We start from the raw sequence: 17,941 nt of genomic DNA, 5'->3' as shown, positions 1-17,941 counted from the left end.
AAAAGCATGCCGGAATGACGAAACGCGGCACGCGCGCCGGAATGACGAAGGGGACCACACTCCGGAATGACGACGGGTGGGACACCGGAACGACGCGGCGTAGGTAGACCGGAATGATGCGGGTGGGCGGGTGGTGGCCAGTGGGTCCCGCACCCGTGCAGGCGAATACATGACAGTGCCCCGCGGCCGGTCGCCGCGGGGCACTGTTGTCGATGGATCAGCGTTGCGAGTACGGGCCCTGCTGCGCCGCGTGGTAGCCGAAGTCGTCGGCGACCATGGCGGCCAGCTCCAGTAGTGCGCGCTGGGTCGGCTTGCCCACCAGTTCCAGGTCGATCTCCGCGCCCTCGGCGAGGTGGTCGTCGAAGGGGACGACCTGGACCGCGCGGGTGCGGTCGAGGAACAGCTTGCGGAGCTGATCGAGGTCGACGGTCGACGAACCCTTGCGAGATGCGTTGACCACCACCACTGTTCGCTCCACGAGCTTGTGGTAGCCGTGGTGGTCGAGCCAGTCCAGGGTCGCGGAGGCCGACCGCGCGCCGTCGATGGCCGGGGAGGTGACCAGCACCAGGGAGCTGGCCATATCCAGCACACCGGCCATGGCGGAGTGCATGAGTCCGGTGCCGCAGTCGGTGAGGATGATGTTGTAGAACTGCTGCAGGATGCCGATGGCCTTGCGGTAATCGGCCTCACTGAATGCTTCCGATACCGCCGGATCCTGTTCGGAGGCAAGCACTTCCAGGCGGCTGGGGGCCTGCGAGGTATGCGCCCGCACGTCCGAGTAGCGGCTGATGTGCTGATCTTCCAACAGGTTTCGCACCGTGGAGCGCGTCTGCCGCGGCACCCGGTGCGCGAGCGTACCGAGGTCCGGGTTGGCGTCGATGGCGATTACCCGGTCACCGCGCATCGAGGAGAAGGTGGAGCCGAGACCCACTGTGGTGGTGGTCTTTCCGACACCGCCCTTGAGCGAAAGAATCGCGATCCGGTAATCGCCGCGCACCGGCTGATTCACCCGGTCCACCAACTCGTTGTGCACGATATCGGCGGGCGACTCACCCGGATTGATGACACCGCCGGACGCCTTGTGCACGGCCCGGCGCCAGCCACCACGCGGTGCCCGCCGGGCCCGCTTCAGCAGATTCAGGTCATTGACCGAATGTCCGGGCGGCGGCGACTGCTGCGGCCCGCCCTGCTGCTGGTAACCCTGCGGGGGTGCATTGTTCCACCCCGGCTGCTGGAAGTTCTGGTGCGGCTGCTGCTGTGGATGCTGCTGCAACGGGTGCGGCTGCGAATGCTGTTGCAGCGGATGTGGTTGCGAATGCTGTTGCGGCGGCGCGGCGGGCGGCGGGGACCAGCTGTAGATCGGCCCACCCGGCTGATCCGCCCCGGGCGAAAACCCTTGTCCCGGACCACCGAATTGCTCGGTCTGCTCGGGCTGCCCGGCGAACTGCTGCGGCTGCCCCGTGAACTGCTCGGTCTGCTCGGCCGGTGCACCGTTCTCGGGCTGCTGATCAGCGAAAACCCGGCGCACCATACCGTCGCTGCCGATCTCCTGCCGGATCTCGCCGTACGGCGTCTCCTGCCGAATCTCACCGTACGAACCGGACGGCGAACCCCCCGGCTCCGCACCGGGCGGCGGGAAACCGGGCTGTCCCGGGAACGAACCGGGCGGAGTCCACTGCCCCTGATCGGGCGCGGGATACGAGCCGGTCTGCGGGAACCCATTGGGCGGGAACTGCTGTCCACCCGCGAATGGGGGCGGCGCGAATCCGGGCTGTGCCTCGAACGGACCATTCGGACCGTACGGGTTCCCATCGCCCGCACCATAGGCGCCGGGAGGCGAGTAGGGACCGCTGGGCGGTGCGAAGGAGGTCGTCTCCGCACTCGGCGCACCCGGAGGTGCGAAGGGACCCGGCTGCGGGAAACCGTCCTCCTGTCCGGACCCGGGTTCGGGTTGGGCGGAGCCCTGCTCGAGCGAATCGGGTACCGGCGGGAAGAACCCGGACCCGGACTCCGGCTCCGCATCGCTCGTGGACGGCTGCGCTTCGGCGGCCTCGTCGACGACCGCATCCGCGGCATCGGTCGTGGTGTCGGAGTCCTGCTCCCCCGCACCCGGCGCGGCATCGGCTGCGAAGGAGTCGGCGGCTTCCGGCCCCTGCAGCCACGGCGGCGAGGTCGGATTCTGGTCTTTCGTGGTCACGTGTCCCCCATCTGCTCGACGGCTCGGCTCGAACAGAGAACTCGGAGCTAAAGGCCCACCAACGCTAGCACTCCCCCGCCTCCCCGACACTTCCGCGCGTGGCATAGAGCCGCCGACCGTCCCACACGCGTGCCGACGGTCAGGTGCCAACCCGATTCTGGGCGTACCCGATGAGTTACCCCCACCTTACGAAATCAGCCGTCACCTTCGCCGGGGCGGGCAAGCACCTCGAGTACCGCAAACCCACCCGCGCAGGGACACGTACGCGCGACTTCGGATTCTCGCTCGCACAAAAGAGTTAAGGCCTGTCCGAACCGCGTGAGGTTCGGACAGGCCTGTTCGAACTCAGCTTCAGCGCGTGCGGTAGGCGCGGTTGACCGCCGACACAACGGCCCGCAGCGAAGCGGTCGTGATCGACGTAGCGATACCCACGCCCCAGGTGACCTTATCCCCGATCGCTACCTCTACATAGGCAGCGGCCTGCGCGTCATCACCCGCGGACATGGCGTGCTCGGAGTAGTCCAGCACCCGCACGTCGTAGCCGATACCCGACAGGGCGTCCACGAACGAGGCGAGCGGACCATTGCCCTCGCCGGAGATCTCCTGCTCGACCCCGTCCACCTTCACCACGGCGTCGATATGGTCCACGCCGCCATCGATTTCCGAGGCGGTGACCTTCTGGCGGATGCGCTCCAGCGGCGCGATCGGGGTCAGGTACTCCTCGGAGAAGACGTCCCACATCTCCTTGGGCGTGACCTCGCCGCCCTCACCGTCGGTGATCTTCTGGATGGCCTGCGAGAACTCGATCTGCAGGCGACGCGGCAGCACCAGTCCGTGATCGGTCTTCATGATGTAGGCGACGCCGCCCTTGCCGGACTGCGAATTGACCCGGATGACGGCCTCGTAGGTGCGGCCCACATCCTTCGGATCGATGGGCAGGTATGGAACCGCCCAGGTGATGTCGTCGACATCGGCGTTCGCGGCGTCGGCATCGGCCTTCATGGCGTCCAGGCCCTTGTTGATGGCGTCCTGGTGGCTGCCGGAGAAGGCGGTGTAGACCAGGTCGCCGCCGTAGGGGTGGCGCTCGGCCACGGGCAGCTGGTTGCAGTACTCCACGGTCCGGCGGATCTCGTCGATATTGGAGAAGTCGATCTGCGGATCGATACCGCGCGAGAACATATTCATGCCCAGCGTGACCAGGCAGACATTGCCGGTGCGCTCGCCATTGCCGAACAGGCAGCCCTCGATGCGGTCGGCACCGGCCAGGTAGCCCAGTTCGGCGGCCGCGACGGCGGTGCCGCGGTCATTGTGCGGATGCAGCGACAGCACGATGGAGTCGCGGCGGGCCAGATTGCGGCTCATCCACTCGATCGAGTCGGCGTACACATTCGGGGTCGCCATCTCGACGGTGGCGGGCAGGTTGATGATCAGCGGCTTGGCGGGGGTGGGCGCGATGATCTCGGAGACCGCGTCGCACACCTCGCGGGCGTAGTCCAACTCGGTGCCGGTGTAGGACTCCGGGCTGTACTCGTAGCGCCAGGCGGTGTCCGGGTAGTTCTTCTCGACCTGCAGGCACAGGGTGGCCGCGTCGGTGGCGATCTTCTTGATGGCGTCACGGTCGGCGCGGAACACCACGCGACGCTGCAGGATCGAGGTCGAGTTGTAGAAGTGCACGATCACATTCGGAGCGCCGTTGCAGGCTTCGAAGGTGCGCTCGATCAGCTCGGGACGGCACTGGGTCAGCACCTGAATGGTGACGTCGTCCGGAATCGCGCCGTCCTCGATGATCTCGCGGACGAAGTCGAAGTCGGTCTGGCTGGCCGACGGGAACCCGACCTCGATCTCCTTGTAGCCCATCCGCACCAGCAGGTCGAACATCCGACGCTTGCGAGCGGGGCTCATGGGATCGATGAGGGCCTGGTTGCCGTCGCGCAGGTCCACCGCACACCACGACGGGGCGCGGTCGATGACCCTGGACGGCCAGGTGCGGTCGGGCAGCTCGATCGGCTCGACCTCTTCGGCGAACGGCCGGTACCGGAATACCGGCATCGAGGAGTTCTTCTGCGCGTTCCAGGCGGGCTGGTCGGCCGGGGCGGGCTTCGACGGCCGGTTGATGGTGCGCGAACCAGCTGCAACATTGAAGGACGTAAAGGCATCAGCGGGTGACATGCGTTTTATCTCCGAGAGTGAGACTGGATCCCAGTGGTATGGGTAGACCGGCACGGCTGATCCCCGCGGCGGGAGCCGGTCCGAATCAGACCCCGTCGCGGCGGCAAAGGAGAAGAAGTGCCCGCTGCATGATGATCAGGAGTTTAACAGGGCCGCGGCGCGGGACCGGCAGGCGGGGCGAGCGGCACCACACCGCGGGACTGCGCCCCGCAGGCTCCACCAGGGAAGTTGCGGACTTCCCCACCCTACCTCCGGAAGGATTGGGAAGAGACCGCTGATACCCAGGAAAGATTCGCGTCGGTCCTGATCATCTGTGTGCGCACAATTCGTGGATGAATCGCATCTTTTCGAGGACCGGTTCGGCGAGGACGAATGGGTAGGGGTCGCGGTGGCCCATGGAGCGGTTCACCATATTCAGCGCCCAGACCAGCGGGAGCCAGAGGTCGATAATGCGGTCGAAGCCGGCGCGGCCGAGCTGGGGGCGATCGAGGGTGGCTCCGGCGGGGGCCAGGCCGAAGGCGGCGGCGGTGTCGAGGGTGTCGCGGATATGCAGGTAGTGGGCGAAGGTTTCGGCCCAGTCCTCGGCGGGATGCATGGTGGCGTAGGAGGAGACGTAGTGCTGCTCCCAGCCAGGTGGGCTGCCCTCGGCGTAATGCCGGTCCAGGGCTTCCCGGTAGTCGGCGAAGGGGTCGCCGAACAGGTCGCGGCAGCGGACCATGGCGGCATCGGTGACCAGGACCGGGAAGTAGTAGTGGCCGACCTCGTGACGCAAGTGGCCGAGCAGGGTGCGGTAGGGCTCCGCCATTTCGACGCGCAGTTGTTCGCGGTGCACATCATCACCCTCGGCCAGGTCGAGGGTGATGACACCATTGCGGTGGCCGGTGGTGACCTGGCCGACCGCACTGGAGAGCAGGTCGAAGGCGAGACCATCGGCGGGGTCGCGGTCACGGCCGACGATGGGGAGGCCGAGTTCGGTGAGTTCCAGGACGAGACGGCGTTTGGCGGCTTCGGCCTCGGCGAAGGCGACCAGCCATTTGCCGTCCAGGGCGCCGGGCCGGGTGCGGGTGAGCCGACAGGATTCGCACAGCAGCGGCCCGCCGTCGCTCGAATCGACCAGTGGCACCAGCCAATTACATTGCGCCAGATGCTGATTGCGGCAAAGCCGGAACCGCTGGGCGTCGATCGTGCCGTCACCATTGCTCACCGCGCCACCGCCCGCATCGGTGGTCGAGCCGGATTCCGTTGCGGCTGCCGATGATTCGGCGTCGGTCGCGAGTACGACGAGAGTGCGCTCGGCGAGACTGAATCCGAGTGGGCTGCCGCAGTTCAGGCATAGCGAATTCTCGAAGGCCAGGCGCTGACCGCAATGGGGGCAGCTGAAATCTCGCATGACCTAATCCTCCAGCGGTGCGACATCGACCGAGACCGAAATCTTGCTCTCCTTCGCATCGGTGTAGATGATGCCGCGCAGCGGCGGCACATCGGCGTAGTCGCGACCCCAGGCCAGCGTGACGTAGCGGTCGTCGGCGAGTTGGTTATTGGTGGGGTCGAAGCCGATCCAGTGACCAGCGGAATCAGGGGAACCATCGGATTCGGGCAGCCAAACGGCGGTCCACGCATGGGTGGCGTCCACTCCGACCAATCGTTCCTTGCCGGGTGGCGGTCTGGTGGCCAGATAGCCCGAGACGTAGCGGGCGGCCAGACCCTGGGAGCGCAGGCAGGCCGCGCCGATGCGGGCGAAGTCCTGGCAGACGCCCTTTCGGGCGGCGAACACATCCGATACCCGGGTGGTGACGGTGGTGGAACCGGATTTGTAGGTGAAGTCGGTATTGATGCGGGCGGTCAGTTCCTTGACCGCGTCCACCAGCGGGCGGCCCGGCGAAAACGATTCGGCGGCATAGGCGGTGACGCCAGGAGAGATCTCGGGCGGACACAGATCCAGGGCGAAGTCGACGGATAGGGGGCCGTTGGCGGCGGCCGGGCGGGCCGCCTCCCAGGGCGGTGAGTTCGGTGGAAGTTCGGGGCTCACCACCTCGAGGACCGATTCGCCGGTGACCTCCAGGCGGCGATGTTCGGAGGTGACGTGGAAGTACAGGGTGGTGTTGCCGTACACGTCCGCGCCGACCGACCGATCCGACGGCACCGGATCGATGCGGATGTCATGGGCCGTCAGTCGCTGCCCCGGAAATTCGCGCGGTGACAGGAAGGCGCGGCCATAGGAGCTGGTGACCGCATCGGAGTAGACGTATACGGTGCGGTGCAGTACCCGATATCGGCGCACTCAGCTCACCACCCGCGCACTGCCCCATAGCGGCTGAATCCCACTCGGGACGGAAAGCCTTGTCGCTTCGAAGGATTCCGAGAGTTGCCGCAACCGCAGGTTGACGCCGTCGAGTAGTTCCGCGAGTTCGGTGCGATGGCCCGCGTCGTCGATGACCTCCAGATCGGCGGGATCGAGCCGCCGCACCATGCGCTGCGCCTCGGTGAGCAGCCGCTGGGGCCGAGACGCACCGGACGCTCCGGGCAGGGCCAGCAGGTCGGCTTCGATCCGGTCGAGTTGATAGGCCAGGGACCGCGGATTCGCGGTATCGAAGAGCAGCAGCTCGGTCACCGCCGCGATGCGAACCGAACCCCGGTGCCGCCGACGGTAACTCACCGCCGAGGCGGTTGCTTGCAGCACCGCCTCGGTGACCACCTGGCTCACTCCGGGCGGATAGGTATCGGTGAACGCGGCCGCCAGCAGCGCCGTCAGCGAGAGCGCCCTTTCGATCCGCCGCCCGATATCCATTACGTGCCAACCGGTATCGCGCACCATGATCTCCGAGTCGATACCCGATAGCGCCAGCAATCCCGACAGCACCCGGGTATGCACGCCACCCAGCGCCACCACTCGATCCTCGCGCGCCCCACGGTATTCCGCGAAGGCCCGGTCCATCGCCCCCAGCGTCATCCAGGTATCGGCCGACAACTGATCCCGCACCGCCCGAGCCGCTTTCTCATACCGATCCACGGCATAGGCCAGGGAGCCGGGCAGCTCCCGATCAATGGTGAGCGTCACCAGGAACTGATGGTCGCGCCAGGAGACACCCGGCAGCGCGATGGGCTCTGTCGGATGATCGAACGCGCCCCGCCGACGCCTGTACTCCAAGGGCACCCGACTTCCCTGCGCCCCAACCGATTGCGACTGGGTGCGCTCGCCCTTCGATCCGCCGGACTGCGACTGGGTGCCACCGCCTCGGGACTGCCCGGAAGAACCCAGCGGCCCCGCCAACTCCCCCGCACCAGCGGCTTGCGACTGCGTACGCTCACCCTCCGGCCCACCCGACGGCGACTGAGTGCGCTCACCCTCCGGCCCGCCCTTCGACGGGCTGGAAGAAGAGGCCGGAGGCGCTTGGGTAGCAGGGGGTTTGGTGGGCGGGTACGGGGTGCCGGTCATGCGGGCGAGGGCCGACACCAGGACGATCATGCCGCCCGCGCCCTCCATCCAGGGGCGGTAGCGGTAGTCCTGGTAGCGGTCGTGGATGGCGGCGAGGAGGCGGACGGTGGATTCGGCGCGTTCGTTGTAGCGGCCGAGCCAGAAGAGGTCGTTGAGGACGCGGGGAGAGCTGACCACCTCGTGGGCGGCGGCGGTGGGGGCGGGGCGTTCGCGTTCGTCGGGCAGTTCCGCGGTAACCGCGGGGACCGTGGTGGGGGCGGCGTGGACCCAGACGTCCTTGGCCGCGGCTTCGGCGATCAGACCTGCGGGGCCGCTGGCCTGGTGGAGTTGACCGAGGCCGCCCGGCATGACGCGGTAACCGACGCGACCGGCGAGGGAGAACAGGCGGAAGGCCACGGGGGCGGCGGACAGCCCGCCGGATTCGGCGATGGCGGGCGCGATGGAGAACTGGGCGGGTTCCTGACCGACCCAGCGCCACCCCTCGGCGTCGATGCGGGCGCACCATTCTTCGCGCTGCTCCTGCGACAGCACCGGCCCGAAGACGGTGGTGTCGTCGACGGTGGAACGCAAAATGAGCCGATCGACGTTGGTGCGCAGATGTGCGCGCTCGAGGTCGTCACCGCCCCAATAAGACGGCACGCCAGGCAGTTTCAGATCCTCATCGAGCAGTGTGCGGGACAGGCGCGGCAGGAAGGACGACAGTGCCGGGCTTTCCAGCAGTCCGCTGCCGAGCGTATTGACCACCGTCACCGCACCGCGTCGCAATACCTCCACCAGGCCCACGACCCCCAGTCGCGAATCGGGGCGCAGGTCCAGCGGATCGGAGAATTCGGCATCCACCCGGCGTAGCACCACGTCGACGCGTTCGAGGGTGCCCAGCGACCGCATCCACAGCCGCCCGTCGCGCACCACCAGATCGGCACTCTCCACCAGGGGGAAGCCCAGTACGGACGCCAAATACGCTTGGTCGAACGCGGTTTCGGAGTGCACGCCGGGACTCAGCACCACCACCACGGGTTCGGAATCCCCGGCGCGCGGCGCGGCCTCGATGAGCATCAACCGCATGGCCCGGACGAACGGGGTGAGCGGGCGGGGGCTGGCCAGCTCGAAGGCCTCCGGAATGGCCGCCGCCACCACCCGGCGATCGGCCAGCGCGTAACCCGCACCCGACGGTGCCTGCGCCCAATCGTTGAGCACCCGGAACTGCCCGTCGCTCCACCGGCTGATATCGCAGGCGTGCAGGAACAGCTGTTGCCGACCGGGCAGTGAAACCCCGTGCGCCGCACGCACATAGCCACGATGCCCGAAGACCAGCTGTGGCGGCAACAGCCCCGCGGTGAGGGTGCGGCGCTCCCCGTACACATCGGTGAGTACCGCGTTCAGCAGCCGGGATCGCTGCACCAGGCCCGCTTCCAGGTCCGTCCAGTCGTCGGCGGATACCAGCAGTGGAATCGGGTCCAGCCGCCACGGCGTCGGCTCACTCGCCCGCTCCCCGGGGTAGCCGCTCACCTCGGTGTAGGTAATGGCGTCGTCGGAGATGAGCCGCCGTACCCGCGCATCCATTTGATGCAGTCCGGCCCGGCCCTGATCCAAGAAGTCGGCGGACAGTTCCGTCCACATCCCCCGCACCTGGCCACCGCTGTCCACGAGTTCATCCCAGTAACCGGGTGTGGGCAGGCCGCAGGCGTCCACCGAACCTGTATTCGCCGCTGCTGCACGGTATTTCGCCAATTCCTCGACGACTTCCCGGCGTGCCGCCACCTCGGTCCACCGGTCGGGTCCGTCGGCGGCACCGGGTTGCGTCGGGTCGAGCACTGTCACCGCTACCACTCCCAGGCATGCCTACCGGTCGCCGACCACTCCCCACACCGTCCGCGCCCGCCGTAGATCCAGGATCCCGGGCGCACCGATATCGGTGGCCTGTACCGCCATTTTGGCACGTAGATCCGCCATATCGACGGGTCCGGAGGTATGTCCGGAGGGTTCGAAGCGTCGATTGCGTCGCGATTGCGCCTCGATGGCGTTCACCGGTGGCACATCGTAGGACCGCCCGCCCGGATGGGAGACGTAGTAGGTGCAGCCGCCGCGCGAGAGGCCGGCCTCCAGATCCACCACATCGAAAGTCAGCGGAGCGTCCACGGTAATGGAGGGGTGCAGGGCATTCGGCGGCTGCCAGGCGCGGTAGCGCACGCCCGCGACCTGCACATCGTCCTTGCCGGCGGCTACCAGCGGCACCGGGAAACCATTGCAGGTCACCCCGTATCGCCCGCGGTCCGCACCCACCAGCCGCACCTGAAGCCGCTCCACCGATGAGTCCACGTACCGGGCGGTGCCGTGCGCGGTGGTCTGCTCGCCGAGGGTGTTCCACGGTTCGATGGCACCGCGAAGTTCCAATTCCATATCACCTAGCACCACCGTCCCGATGCGCGGAAAACGGAACTCGGTGAACGGGTCCAGCCAACTCGTCTCGAAATCCACACCGTGCGCACGCAGATCGGCCGCCACCTCGGCGATATCGGCGAGCACGTAGTGTGGTAGCAGGTAGCGGCCGTGCAGATTCGCGCCGTGCCGGATGAGCGGCGCGGTGAACGGCCGCTCCCAGAACCGCAGCACCAGCGCCCGCACCAGCAGCGCCTGCACCATGGCCATGCGGAAGTGCGGCGGCATCTCGAAACCGCGCAGCTCCACCAGCCCGAGTCGGCCGCGCGCGGAATCCGGGCTGTAGAGCTTGTCGATACAGAATTCGGCGCGATGGGTATTGCCGGTGAGGTCGGTGAGCAGATGACGCAGTGCGCGATCCACCTCCCACGGTGCCGAATTCACCTCTCCCGCAGCGTTTTTCCGTTGCGCTAAGCGGGCGATCTCGGCGAAGGCGATCTCCAACTCGTACAGCGCGTCGACGCGGCCCTCATCGGCGCGGGGCGCCTGCGAGGTGGGGCCGATGAAGCGGCCGGAGAACAGGTAGGACAGCGCGGGATGGCGCTGCCAGTAGGACAGCATCGACACCAGCAGATCCGGGCGGCGCAGCAGCGGCGACCGTGCCGGGGTGCGGCCACCGAGGGTGATGTGATTGCCGCCGCCGGTACCACTGTGGGTGCCGTCGATATCGAAGGATTCGGTGCTCAGTCTGGCCAGGCGCGCCTGCTCGTAGAGCGTTTCCAGCAGCTGGGACTGTTCCGCGAATGTTTCGGTGGGCTGGACATTCACCTCGATCACACCCGGATCCGGGGTGATCGAGAGTGTGCACAGCCGGGGATCGACGGGTGGTGGATAGCCCTCCAGTACCACGGGCTGCCCCACCGCGGCCACGGCCGCCTCGACTCGACGCATCAGATCCAGGTAGGCGTCGAATTCCGCTACGGGTGGCAGGAATACGAATAGGCGTCCATCGCGTACCTCGGCCACGAGCGCGGTGGTGGGGGCGCGATCGGCGGGCACCACGGCGGTCTCTTCCCACGGCACCGATTCGAGGGCCGTATGTGGGCGCACCACAATCGGATCCGCCTCGGGTTGCGCGGGCGCTGCCTGCCACGAGATCGAGCCCAGGGGCAATCGCAATCCGGCCGGAGAATCCCCCTCCGTCAGGACGATTCGCCCACGCCGCAACCGCCAATCGGCGCTGGCCCAGCCCGCCTCATCCGGTCGCCGATGCAGCGGCAAGACATATGCGGCAGCCTCGGTCACGGCGGTGTCCAGGCGCGCCAACATCTCCTTGCGTGCCTGCACCGAATCCGCTTCCGGCATCAGGTCGGCATCGGCCTCGATCGGTTCGCCTTCCGGTGCACGGGCTTTCGATGCCAGTCGCAGTAGTGGGTCCTCGTACGCGGGCCGGACCTGGGTCGGCGGCAATCCCAGCCCCGAGGCAATGTGCGCGATCACCGCTCGCGCGGATTCGGGCTCGGCACGCCACTCCGGAAGCTGGCTCGCCAGGTCGTCACGCCGCGCGGCACGAATCGCTCCCGCATCCGCTTCCGCACCGATATCGCTTGCACCCCAAAGCTCATCGGCACTCGCCCGACCCTCGGCGCTCACCTGATCATCGGCAGTCGCCCGACCACCGGCACCCACCACGCCATCGCTGCCCGCCCGGCCATAGTTGCCCGGCATACCATCGGTACTCGCCTGCTCCCCAGCACTCACCTGATCATCGGTACCCGCCAAACCACCGGCACCCACCTGATCCCCAGTACTCGCCACGCCACCGGCACTCGCCACGCCACCGCCGCCCGCCGGGCCATCGGCACCCGGCATACCATCGGCGCTCGCCCGCTCCCCAGCACTCACCTGATCATCAGTGCCCGCCAAACCACCGGCACCCACCTGATTTCCGGTACTCGCCACGCCACCGGCGCCCGCCGGGCCATCGGCACCCGGCATGCCATCGGTACTCGCCCGCTCCCCAGCACTCACCTGATCATCGGTACCCGCCAAACCACCGGTGGCGGCTGGGTCATCGGTGCCCGATATACCATCGGCGCTGACCTGATCCCAGGTACTCGCCACGCCATCGGTGCCCGGCATACCATCGGCGCTCGCCCGATCCCCAGCGCTCGCCCGATCCCCAGCGCTCGCCCGATCCCCAGCGCTCGCCCGATCCCCAGCGCTCGCCCGATCCCCAGCGCTCGCCCGATCCCCAGCGCTCGCCCGATCCCCAGCGCTCGCCAGACCACCGGTGCTCGCCGGATCACCGGTGCCCGGCAGACCATCAACGCCCGGCAGTCCGTCGGTGCTCGCCTGATCACCGGCGCTACCTCGATGGCGAGCGGCAGGGTATTCGCGCACAACGGCTGGGGCCCCGGCGGTTTCCTCGCCACTCTCCGCTCGGGCCCGATGCCCCGGGCTCGGCTCATGCGGGGATAGCGGCGGTAACCGATCGGCTGCGGAGGATTCGTCCGGTGTGCCCCGCTCGTGGACGGCGGGTGGGTTCGATCCCGGGGGCAGCCAGGGTTCGGTGAGGAGGTCCGGGCGGGTCCACAGTGGTTTGTCGTCGGTGCGCCACAGCAGCGCTATCTCCCAGCGGGGCAAAGGTTCTCCCGGGTACCACTTGCCCTGGCGGTATTGCGCCAATCCGGTGGGCGCGTAGATGCGGCGGAGGCGGTGGGCCAGGTCGGCGGCGCGTTCGCGTTTGCCGGGACCGTCGGCGGCGGTGAGCCATTCGGGGCTGGTCTGGTCGTCTATGGAGACGAATGTCGGTTCGCCGCCGAGAGTCAGGCCGACGTCGGCCGACTGTAGCCGGGCGTCGACGGCACTGCCGGTGGCGGTGATACGGGACCACTGGCGGTCGGTGTACGGCAGGGTGACACGGGGGTCCTCGTGAATGCGACTGACGGTGTTGGAGAACGCGAGGGTGGCCGTGACCGGGTCGGTCGCGCCGGTAATCGGCGCGGAGGAGACCGGGTGTGGGGTGGCGGCGAGCGGGATATGCCCTTCTCCGGCGAAGAGTCCGGAGGTGGGGTCGAGCCCGACCCAGCCCGCGCCGGGCACGTAAACCTCGGTCCAGGCGTGCAAATCGGTGAAGTCGAGGGACGGGCCGGATGGACCGTCCAGGGACGGCATGTCCTGGGCGAGCTGAATCAGATAGCCGGAGACGAAGCGGGCGGCCAGGCCGTGAGCCCGCAGAATCGACACCAGCAGCCAGGCCGAGTCACGGCAGGAGCCGAGTCCGGCCGCCAGCGTGTGGTCGGGCGTCTGCACCCCCGCTTCCATGCGGATCGTGTAGGCCACATCGCGATTGAGGGCCTGGTTGAGGGTGACCAGGAAGTCGATAATGCGCGGATTGCCTTCCGGCGGATGGCGGCGCACCCAGTCGCGCACCAGTTCGCCGGGGCCGTAGCCGATTTCGTCCTCATCCACCGGCCGCAGATACGGCTCCAGGTCGACGGCGAGCTGCGGCGGATAGGTGAACGGGAAGTGTTCGGCGAACTCCTCGACGAAGAAGTCGAACGGATTGACCACATCGAGGTCGGCGATCAGTCCGACGGTGATATCCAATTCCCGTGCGGGCTCGTTGAATACCAGCCGCGCGAGGAAATTCCCGAAGGCGTCCTGCTGCCAATTGACCCAGTGCTCGGCGGGCTCGACCCGCATCGAGTACGCCTCGATGGTGGTGCGGGTATGCGGCGCGGGACGCAATCGCACCACATGAGGATGGATCGTGATCGGGCGATCGAAGGTGTAGGTGGTCCGGTGTTCGAGGGAAACCTTGATTCCCATGCACCAAGTGCACCACGTATCCCCCTCTCCCCACTACGAATCCACCGCACCGCCCCGGTTCCCGCACCCTTTGCCCCACCACGCACCCCTTGCACGCTGGGCCCCCACCGACCGACGGCCCTGGCCAGGTCACCGCGAGGTGCACCCGCCGCCACATCCCGAGCCGAGACAGTCGCTGCCACGACCCGTCCACCACCCAGGACACGCGGTTGGAGGCTGGCCGAGCCGCCCCCACCACCCATTAACGGCCTCCACCCACGACCATCACCGTCACCGGAGCCGCACCGCCGCCCGAGCCACGGCCTTCACCCGTGCCGCCCACAACCCAAGCCATCGCACCGGAGCCGCCTCGCCTCCCGAGCCATCACCTGCACCCGAACCACCACCTCCTCGGTCACGGTCCGCACCCGCGCCCGCCGCTCCGCACGGGCCGCAGTCGTCACCGGAGCCGACCACCCGACCCATCCACCGTGATGACCGCCGGTATCGCCCCCGTCACCGACACCTTTGGTTTGGCTGTCGCCGGGCGCGACCGCACGAGCCACGGTCCGCACGGGGCCGACCATCCACCCTGGCCGTGTTCTTCCCCCGGTACGACAGCCCGGCGATTCCACCTCCCCCGCACTGTGGCGCAGTAACGACCATGGGCGGCCACACCCGTGACATCCAGCCCCAACACGCGGTGAGTTTCAGACAGTTCGGACGACACGCCGGGAGATCCCACCGGCGGGGCGCGAGAGTGCTAGGACCGTAGGGACGGTTGAAGGAGGCTTTATGGCCAATCCGGTCTGCTCGTTCTGCGAATCGGCCCTCGATCACTGTCACGGCACCTTGGTCGTGCACGCCGACCGGTCGGTGGAATGCACCGATCCGGACTGCTTCGACTTCGCCCATGTCCGGCATACCTTCGTGGTGGACTGCGGCGATGTGGCGGGCGGCTGCCGCTGCCTGGCCGAAGAGTCCGGCGGCGACGAGGCGACTAGCCTGACCGGGTGAGTTACGACCATATTCTCCTGCCCTCGGGCGCGGCCACCACGCCCGCCGAGGTCGATGCCCACCTGACCGCACAGCAGGGTGTGCCGGAGGCCGAGATCGTGGCCGAGATCGCCAGTGAACTCAATCGGCGCAATGAGGAGTTGCCCGAGGAGGACGGCTTTCTGAGCGTATTCCCTCTCGGCGGCATCGACCATGGCTCTGCCCTGCACCTGGCCAGCCCCTATGACGCCATCGGCTACGTACGTGCCCTGCTGTTCGAGCTGGCCACCCCGCGCGGCTACGCCGTCTACGATCCACAGCTGGCCTGGCTGTTCGACCCCGCCGATCGAATCGCGGCCACGGTCACCCACGGCGGTGCGGGCGAATTCCCGTATCTCACACGAGAACTCGTCGACCTCTGGATCCCGACGCTGGCCGAGCCCGGCCCGTATCTCATTGTGGAGCGCGCGGACCAGGAGTACATCCAGACCTACCGTCATCCCGATGGCCGCTATGCGCTCGAGTACCGCGACGGCTCCCCCGATAAGCACTTCGTCACCGAGCTGGGCGATGCCGCGGCGGTGGCCGAGCTCATCTGGGACTGGACCACGGGCGACCGCACCCGTTTCGGCGCGCTGGACTGGGAGCAGCTGGCGCTCTGACCCGCGGTTTCAGCTCCAACCGGTCGGTCTCGTATCGCGCTCGAACGCATCTCGATTCGGATTCGTGAACGATCCGAAGACCGGACACAGGCAGCGAAACGCTAGCCTTTCGCTGCCTGCCTCTCGTGCGTTGCCGCTTTTCCCGGTCCCGCTCCGACAAGGGAGAACAATGGAGCTACGCCTGAAACCGCCCCCCACACGGTTCTCGAGCAAACGCCTGCTCATCCTCATGACCGCAGGCGTCGCCGCGGTGGGGGCCGCCACCCTGCTGGTCACCGGCACCGGCCCGGGTATGAGCCGGAACCATCAGCAGATTCCGTGTCCCGAACCGGCGGCACTGGAGATCTGGGGCGGCGGGGTACGGGAGCTGGGCCCACCCGGTTCGGCGCAGTTCCTGCCCTAGAGCGCGCGGCGGCCCGATAGCGCGCGCCCCAGGGTGAGCTCGTCGGCGAATTCCAGATCGCCGCCCATCGGTAGCCCCGAGGCCAGCCGGGTCACCGACAGGCCCGGGAAATCCCGCAGCATTCGCACCAGATAGGTGGCGGTCGCCTCACCCTCGGTATTCGGGTCGGTCGCGATGATCACCTCGGTGACATCCACGCCGTCGGCCTGATTTCCGATGCGCTGCAGCAGTTCTCGAATGCGCAGCTGATCCGGGCCGACGCCGCTGAGCGGATCGAGCGCACCGCCGAGCACGTGATAGCGCCCTCGGAACTCGCGGGTACGTTCGATGGCCTGCACATCCTTGGGTTCCTCGACCACACAGATCATGGTGAGGTCACGGCGCGGGTCGGCACAGATACGGCACAGCTCACCATCGGAAACCGTGCCGCAGACCGAGCAGAAGCGCACGCCGTCGCGCACCTTCTGCAGGGCGGCCTGTAGTCGGTCGATTTCCGGCGGTTCCACCGTGAGCATGTGAAACGCGATGCGCTGCGCGGACTTCGGACCGACACCGGGCAGTTTGCCCAACTCGTCGATGAGATCCTGAACGGGACCCTCGTACACCGTCGTTCGCTATCAGAAACCGGGAAGCGCGCCGCCGCCGCCGAGACCACCGGCGAGCGGACCGAGGCGTTCGGCGGCCAGGTCCTGTGCGTTCGTCATGGCGGCGTTGATCGCGCCGATCACCAGATCCTGCAGTGTCTCCACATCTTCCGGATCGACGATCTTGGGATCGATGGTCAGCGACAGCACCTCGCCGGTGGCGCGAATCTTGGCGCGCACCAGGCCACCGCCGGCCTCACCCTCCACCTCGGAGGCCGCGATCTCCTGCTGTGCTTCCATCACTGCCTGCTGCATCTGCTGAGCCTGGGCGAGCAACGCCTGCATATCGAACTGTCCACCGGGTTCCACGGGACATTTCCTCTCTGCGGAAATAGGGTCCTGCCCAGCCTAGCCGCAAGGTTCGGGCACCTATATTGACTCTCCTCCGGTGGGAGGGTGTTGGCTTAGCGGTATGACAGCGATCGTTGCGATCGGGGAGTTCTCCCGACTCACACACCTCAGCGTGAAGGCGTTGCGGTACTACCACGACATCGAGCTGCTGGAACCGGCGGCGGTGGATCCGAGTAGCGGGTATCGACGGTATTCGACGGATCAGGTGGAGCAGGCGCATTTGATTCGGCGGCTACGGGAATTGCATATGCCGTTGCCGGGGATTCGCGAGGTATTGGCGGCCTCGGACCGGGATGCTCGCGATGCCGCGTTGCGGGAGCATCTGGAGCGAATGGAGGCGGAGCTGCTGCGCACCCGCGACGTGGTCGCGTCGCTGCGGGAACTACTGCTGCCGTCCGGGGAGATCGCGGTCGAATATCGTTTCGCGCCAAGCTTTCCCGCTTTTGCTATGGCACAGGCGGTGGCGCGCGACTCGATCGATCAGTGGTGTGAGACGGCCTTCGACCGGCTGTACGCGACCATGGCCGATGCCGATATCGCACCCGCTGGCCCCGGCGGCGCGACCTATGCCCCGGAGTTCTTCGAGAACGATGCGGGCGAGGTGGTCGCCTTCGTGCCGATCGCGGAACACGACCGCGCGCACGCCGTCGAAATCGGCACCGTTGTCGATCTGCCGGCGCACCGCTTCGCCATCGCCGTGCACCACGGCCCGTTCGCCGACATCGACCGCACCTACGGCGCACTGGGAAGCCATGTGGCCGAACACGACTCCGGGCTCAGCGAACCCATTCGCGAGCGGTACCTGGTCGGGCCCGGCGATGCCGAGCCCGCCGACTATCGCACCGAGATCTGCTGGCCCGTCGGCTAGCCGGGTGGGCCGGCCCGAATTCA

12 protein-coding genes are annotated in these 17,941 nt (G+C 67.5%); 4 read left to right on the top strand and 8 right to left on the bottom strand.

The genetic code is table 11. The features are described from left to right. Positions 1–217: 217 nt before the first annotated feature. The 6 genes from NU1_RS02690 to NU1_RS42970 all read right to left on the bottom strand — a co-directional run bounded on the left by NU1_RS02690 (position 218) and on the right by NU1_RS42970 (position 14,015). A complete protein-coding gene (locus NU1_RS02690) occupies positions 218–2,197 on the bottom strand; it encodes a nucleotide-binding protein (RefSeq protein ID WP_245719917.1) in 1,980 nt (659 codons plus the stop codon). Between the two features lie 351 nt (positions 2,198–2,548). Then, positions 2,549–4,366, bottom strand: a complete 1,818-nt coding sequence (gene leuA, locus NU1_RS02685) for a 2-isopropylmalate synthase (RefSeq protein ID WP_067516955.1) — start codon at positions 4,364–4,366, stop codon at positions 2,549–2,551. Between the two features lie 307 nt (positions 4,367–4,673). Beyond that, positions 4,674–5,756, bottom strand: a complete 1,083-nt coding sequence (locus NU1_RS02680; RefSeq protein WP_067516953.1) for a zinc-binding metallopeptidase family protein — start codon at positions 5,754–5,756, stop codon at positions 4,674–4,676. A gap of 3 nt (positions 5,757–5,759) precedes the next feature. Beyond that, complete coding sequence (locus NU1_RS02675) at positions 5,760–6,647, bottom strand: transglutaminase family protein (protein WP_067516951.1); 888 nt, start codon at positions 6,645–6,647, stop codon at positions 5,760–5,762. Then, positions 6,648–9,623 carry a circularly permuted type 2 ATP-grasp protein gene (locus NU1_RS02670; protein ID WP_245719916.1) on the bottom strand — a complete coding sequence of 992 codons (2,976 nt, stop codon included), beginning with the start codon at positions 9,621–9,623 and terminating at the stop codon, positions 6,648–6,650. A 21-nt stretch (positions 9,624–9,644) separates the two neighbouring features. Next, positions 9,645–14,015, bottom strand: a complete 4,371-nt coding sequence (locus NU1_RS42970) for a transglutaminase family protein (RefSeq protein ID WP_245719915.1) — start codon at positions 14,013–14,015, stop codon at positions 9,645–9,647. A 774-nt stretch (positions 14,016–14,789) separates the two neighbouring features. Here NU1_RS42970 and NU1_RS02650 point away from each other — a divergent pair. The 3 genes from NU1_RS02650 to NU1_RS02640 all read left to right on the top strand — a co-directional run bounded on the left by NU1_RS02650 (position 14,790) and on the right by NU1_RS02640 (position 16,055). Beyond that, the gene (locus NU1_RS02650; protein WP_067516947.1) at positions 14,790–15,011 is read left to right on the top strand and encodes a hypothetical protein; all 222 of its coding nucleotides are present in this window, start codon (positions 14,790–14,792) and stop codon (positions 15,009–15,011) included. Continuing rightward, positions 15,008–15,652: a hypothetical protein gene (locus tag NU1_RS02645; RefSeq protein WP_067516945.1), complete on the top strand. Its 645-nt coding sequence runs from the start codon at positions 15,008–15,010 to the stop codon at positions 15,650–15,652. The genes NU1_RS02650 and NU1_RS02645 overlap by 4 nt, the downstream gene beginning before the upstream one ends. Positions 15,653–15,821: 169 nt before the next feature. After that, entirely contained in the window at positions 15,822–16,055 is a 234-nt protein-coding gene (locus NU1_RS02640; protein ID WP_067516943.1) for a hypothetical protein, read from the top strand. On the opposite strand, the gene recR is transcribed toward NU1_RS02640, so the two are convergent. Both recR and NU1_RS02630 read right to left on the bottom strand, forming a co-directional pair. After that, positions 16,052–16,660 carry a recombination mediator RecR gene (gene recR, locus NU1_RS02635; RefSeq protein ID WP_067516941.1) on the bottom strand — a complete coding sequence of 203 codons (609 nt, stop codon included), beginning with the start codon at positions 16,658–16,660 and terminating at the stop codon, positions 16,052–16,054. The genes NU1_RS02640 and recR overlap by 4 nt on opposite strands. Before the next feature lie 12 nt (positions 16,661–16,672). Then, positions 16,673–17,008 carry a YbaB/EbfC family nucleoid-associated protein gene (locus NU1_RS02630; RefSeq protein WP_067516939.1) on the bottom strand — a complete coding sequence of 112 codons (336 nt, stop codon included), beginning with the start codon at positions 17,006–17,008 and terminating at the stop codon, positions 16,673–16,675. 103 nt (positions 17,009–17,111) lie between these two features. On the opposite strand from NU1_RS02630, the gene NU1_RS02625 reads away from it, so the two are divergent. Next, positions 17,112–17,918: a MerR family transcriptional regulator gene (locus NU1_RS02625; RefSeq protein ID WP_067516937.1), complete on the top strand. Its 807-nt coding sequence runs from the start codon at positions 17,112–17,114 to the stop codon at positions 17,916–17,918. Positions 17,919–17,941: the final 23 nt, after the last annotated feature.

It is taken from the genome of Nocardia uniformis NBRC 13702 (genome assembly GCF_001613345.1).
Classification (GTDB): domain Bacteria; phylum Actinomycetota; class Actinomycetes; order Mycobacteriales; family Mycobacteriaceae; genus Nocardia; species Nocardia uniformis.
This window is presented reverse-complemented; position numbering and strand designations above follow the sequence as displayed.

Coding starts and splice junctions, on each gene's coding strand:
- NU1_RS02625 (WP_067516937.1), top strand. CDS start 17,112: ATGACAGCGATCGTTGCGATCGGGGAGTTCTCCCGACTCACACACCTC.
- NU1_RS02650 (WP_067516947.1), top strand. CDS start 14,790: ATGGCCAATCCGGTCTGCTCGTTCTGCGAATCGGCCCTCGATCACTGT.
- NU1_RS42970 (WP_245719915.1), bottom strand. CDS start 14,015: ATGGGAATCAAGGTTTCCCTCGAACACCGGACCACCTACACCTTCGAT.
- NU1_RS02640 (WP_067516943.1), top strand. CDS start 15,822: ATGGAGCTACGCCTGAAACCGCCCCCCACACGGTTCTCGAGCAAACGC.
- NU1_RS02680 (WP_067516953.1), bottom strand. CDS start 5,756: ATGCGAGATTTCAGCTGCCCCCATTGCGGTCAGCGCCTGGCCTTCGAG.
- leuA (WP_067516955.1), bottom strand. CDS start 4,366: ATGTCACCCGCTGATGCCTTTACGTCCTTCAATGTTGCAGCTGGTTCG.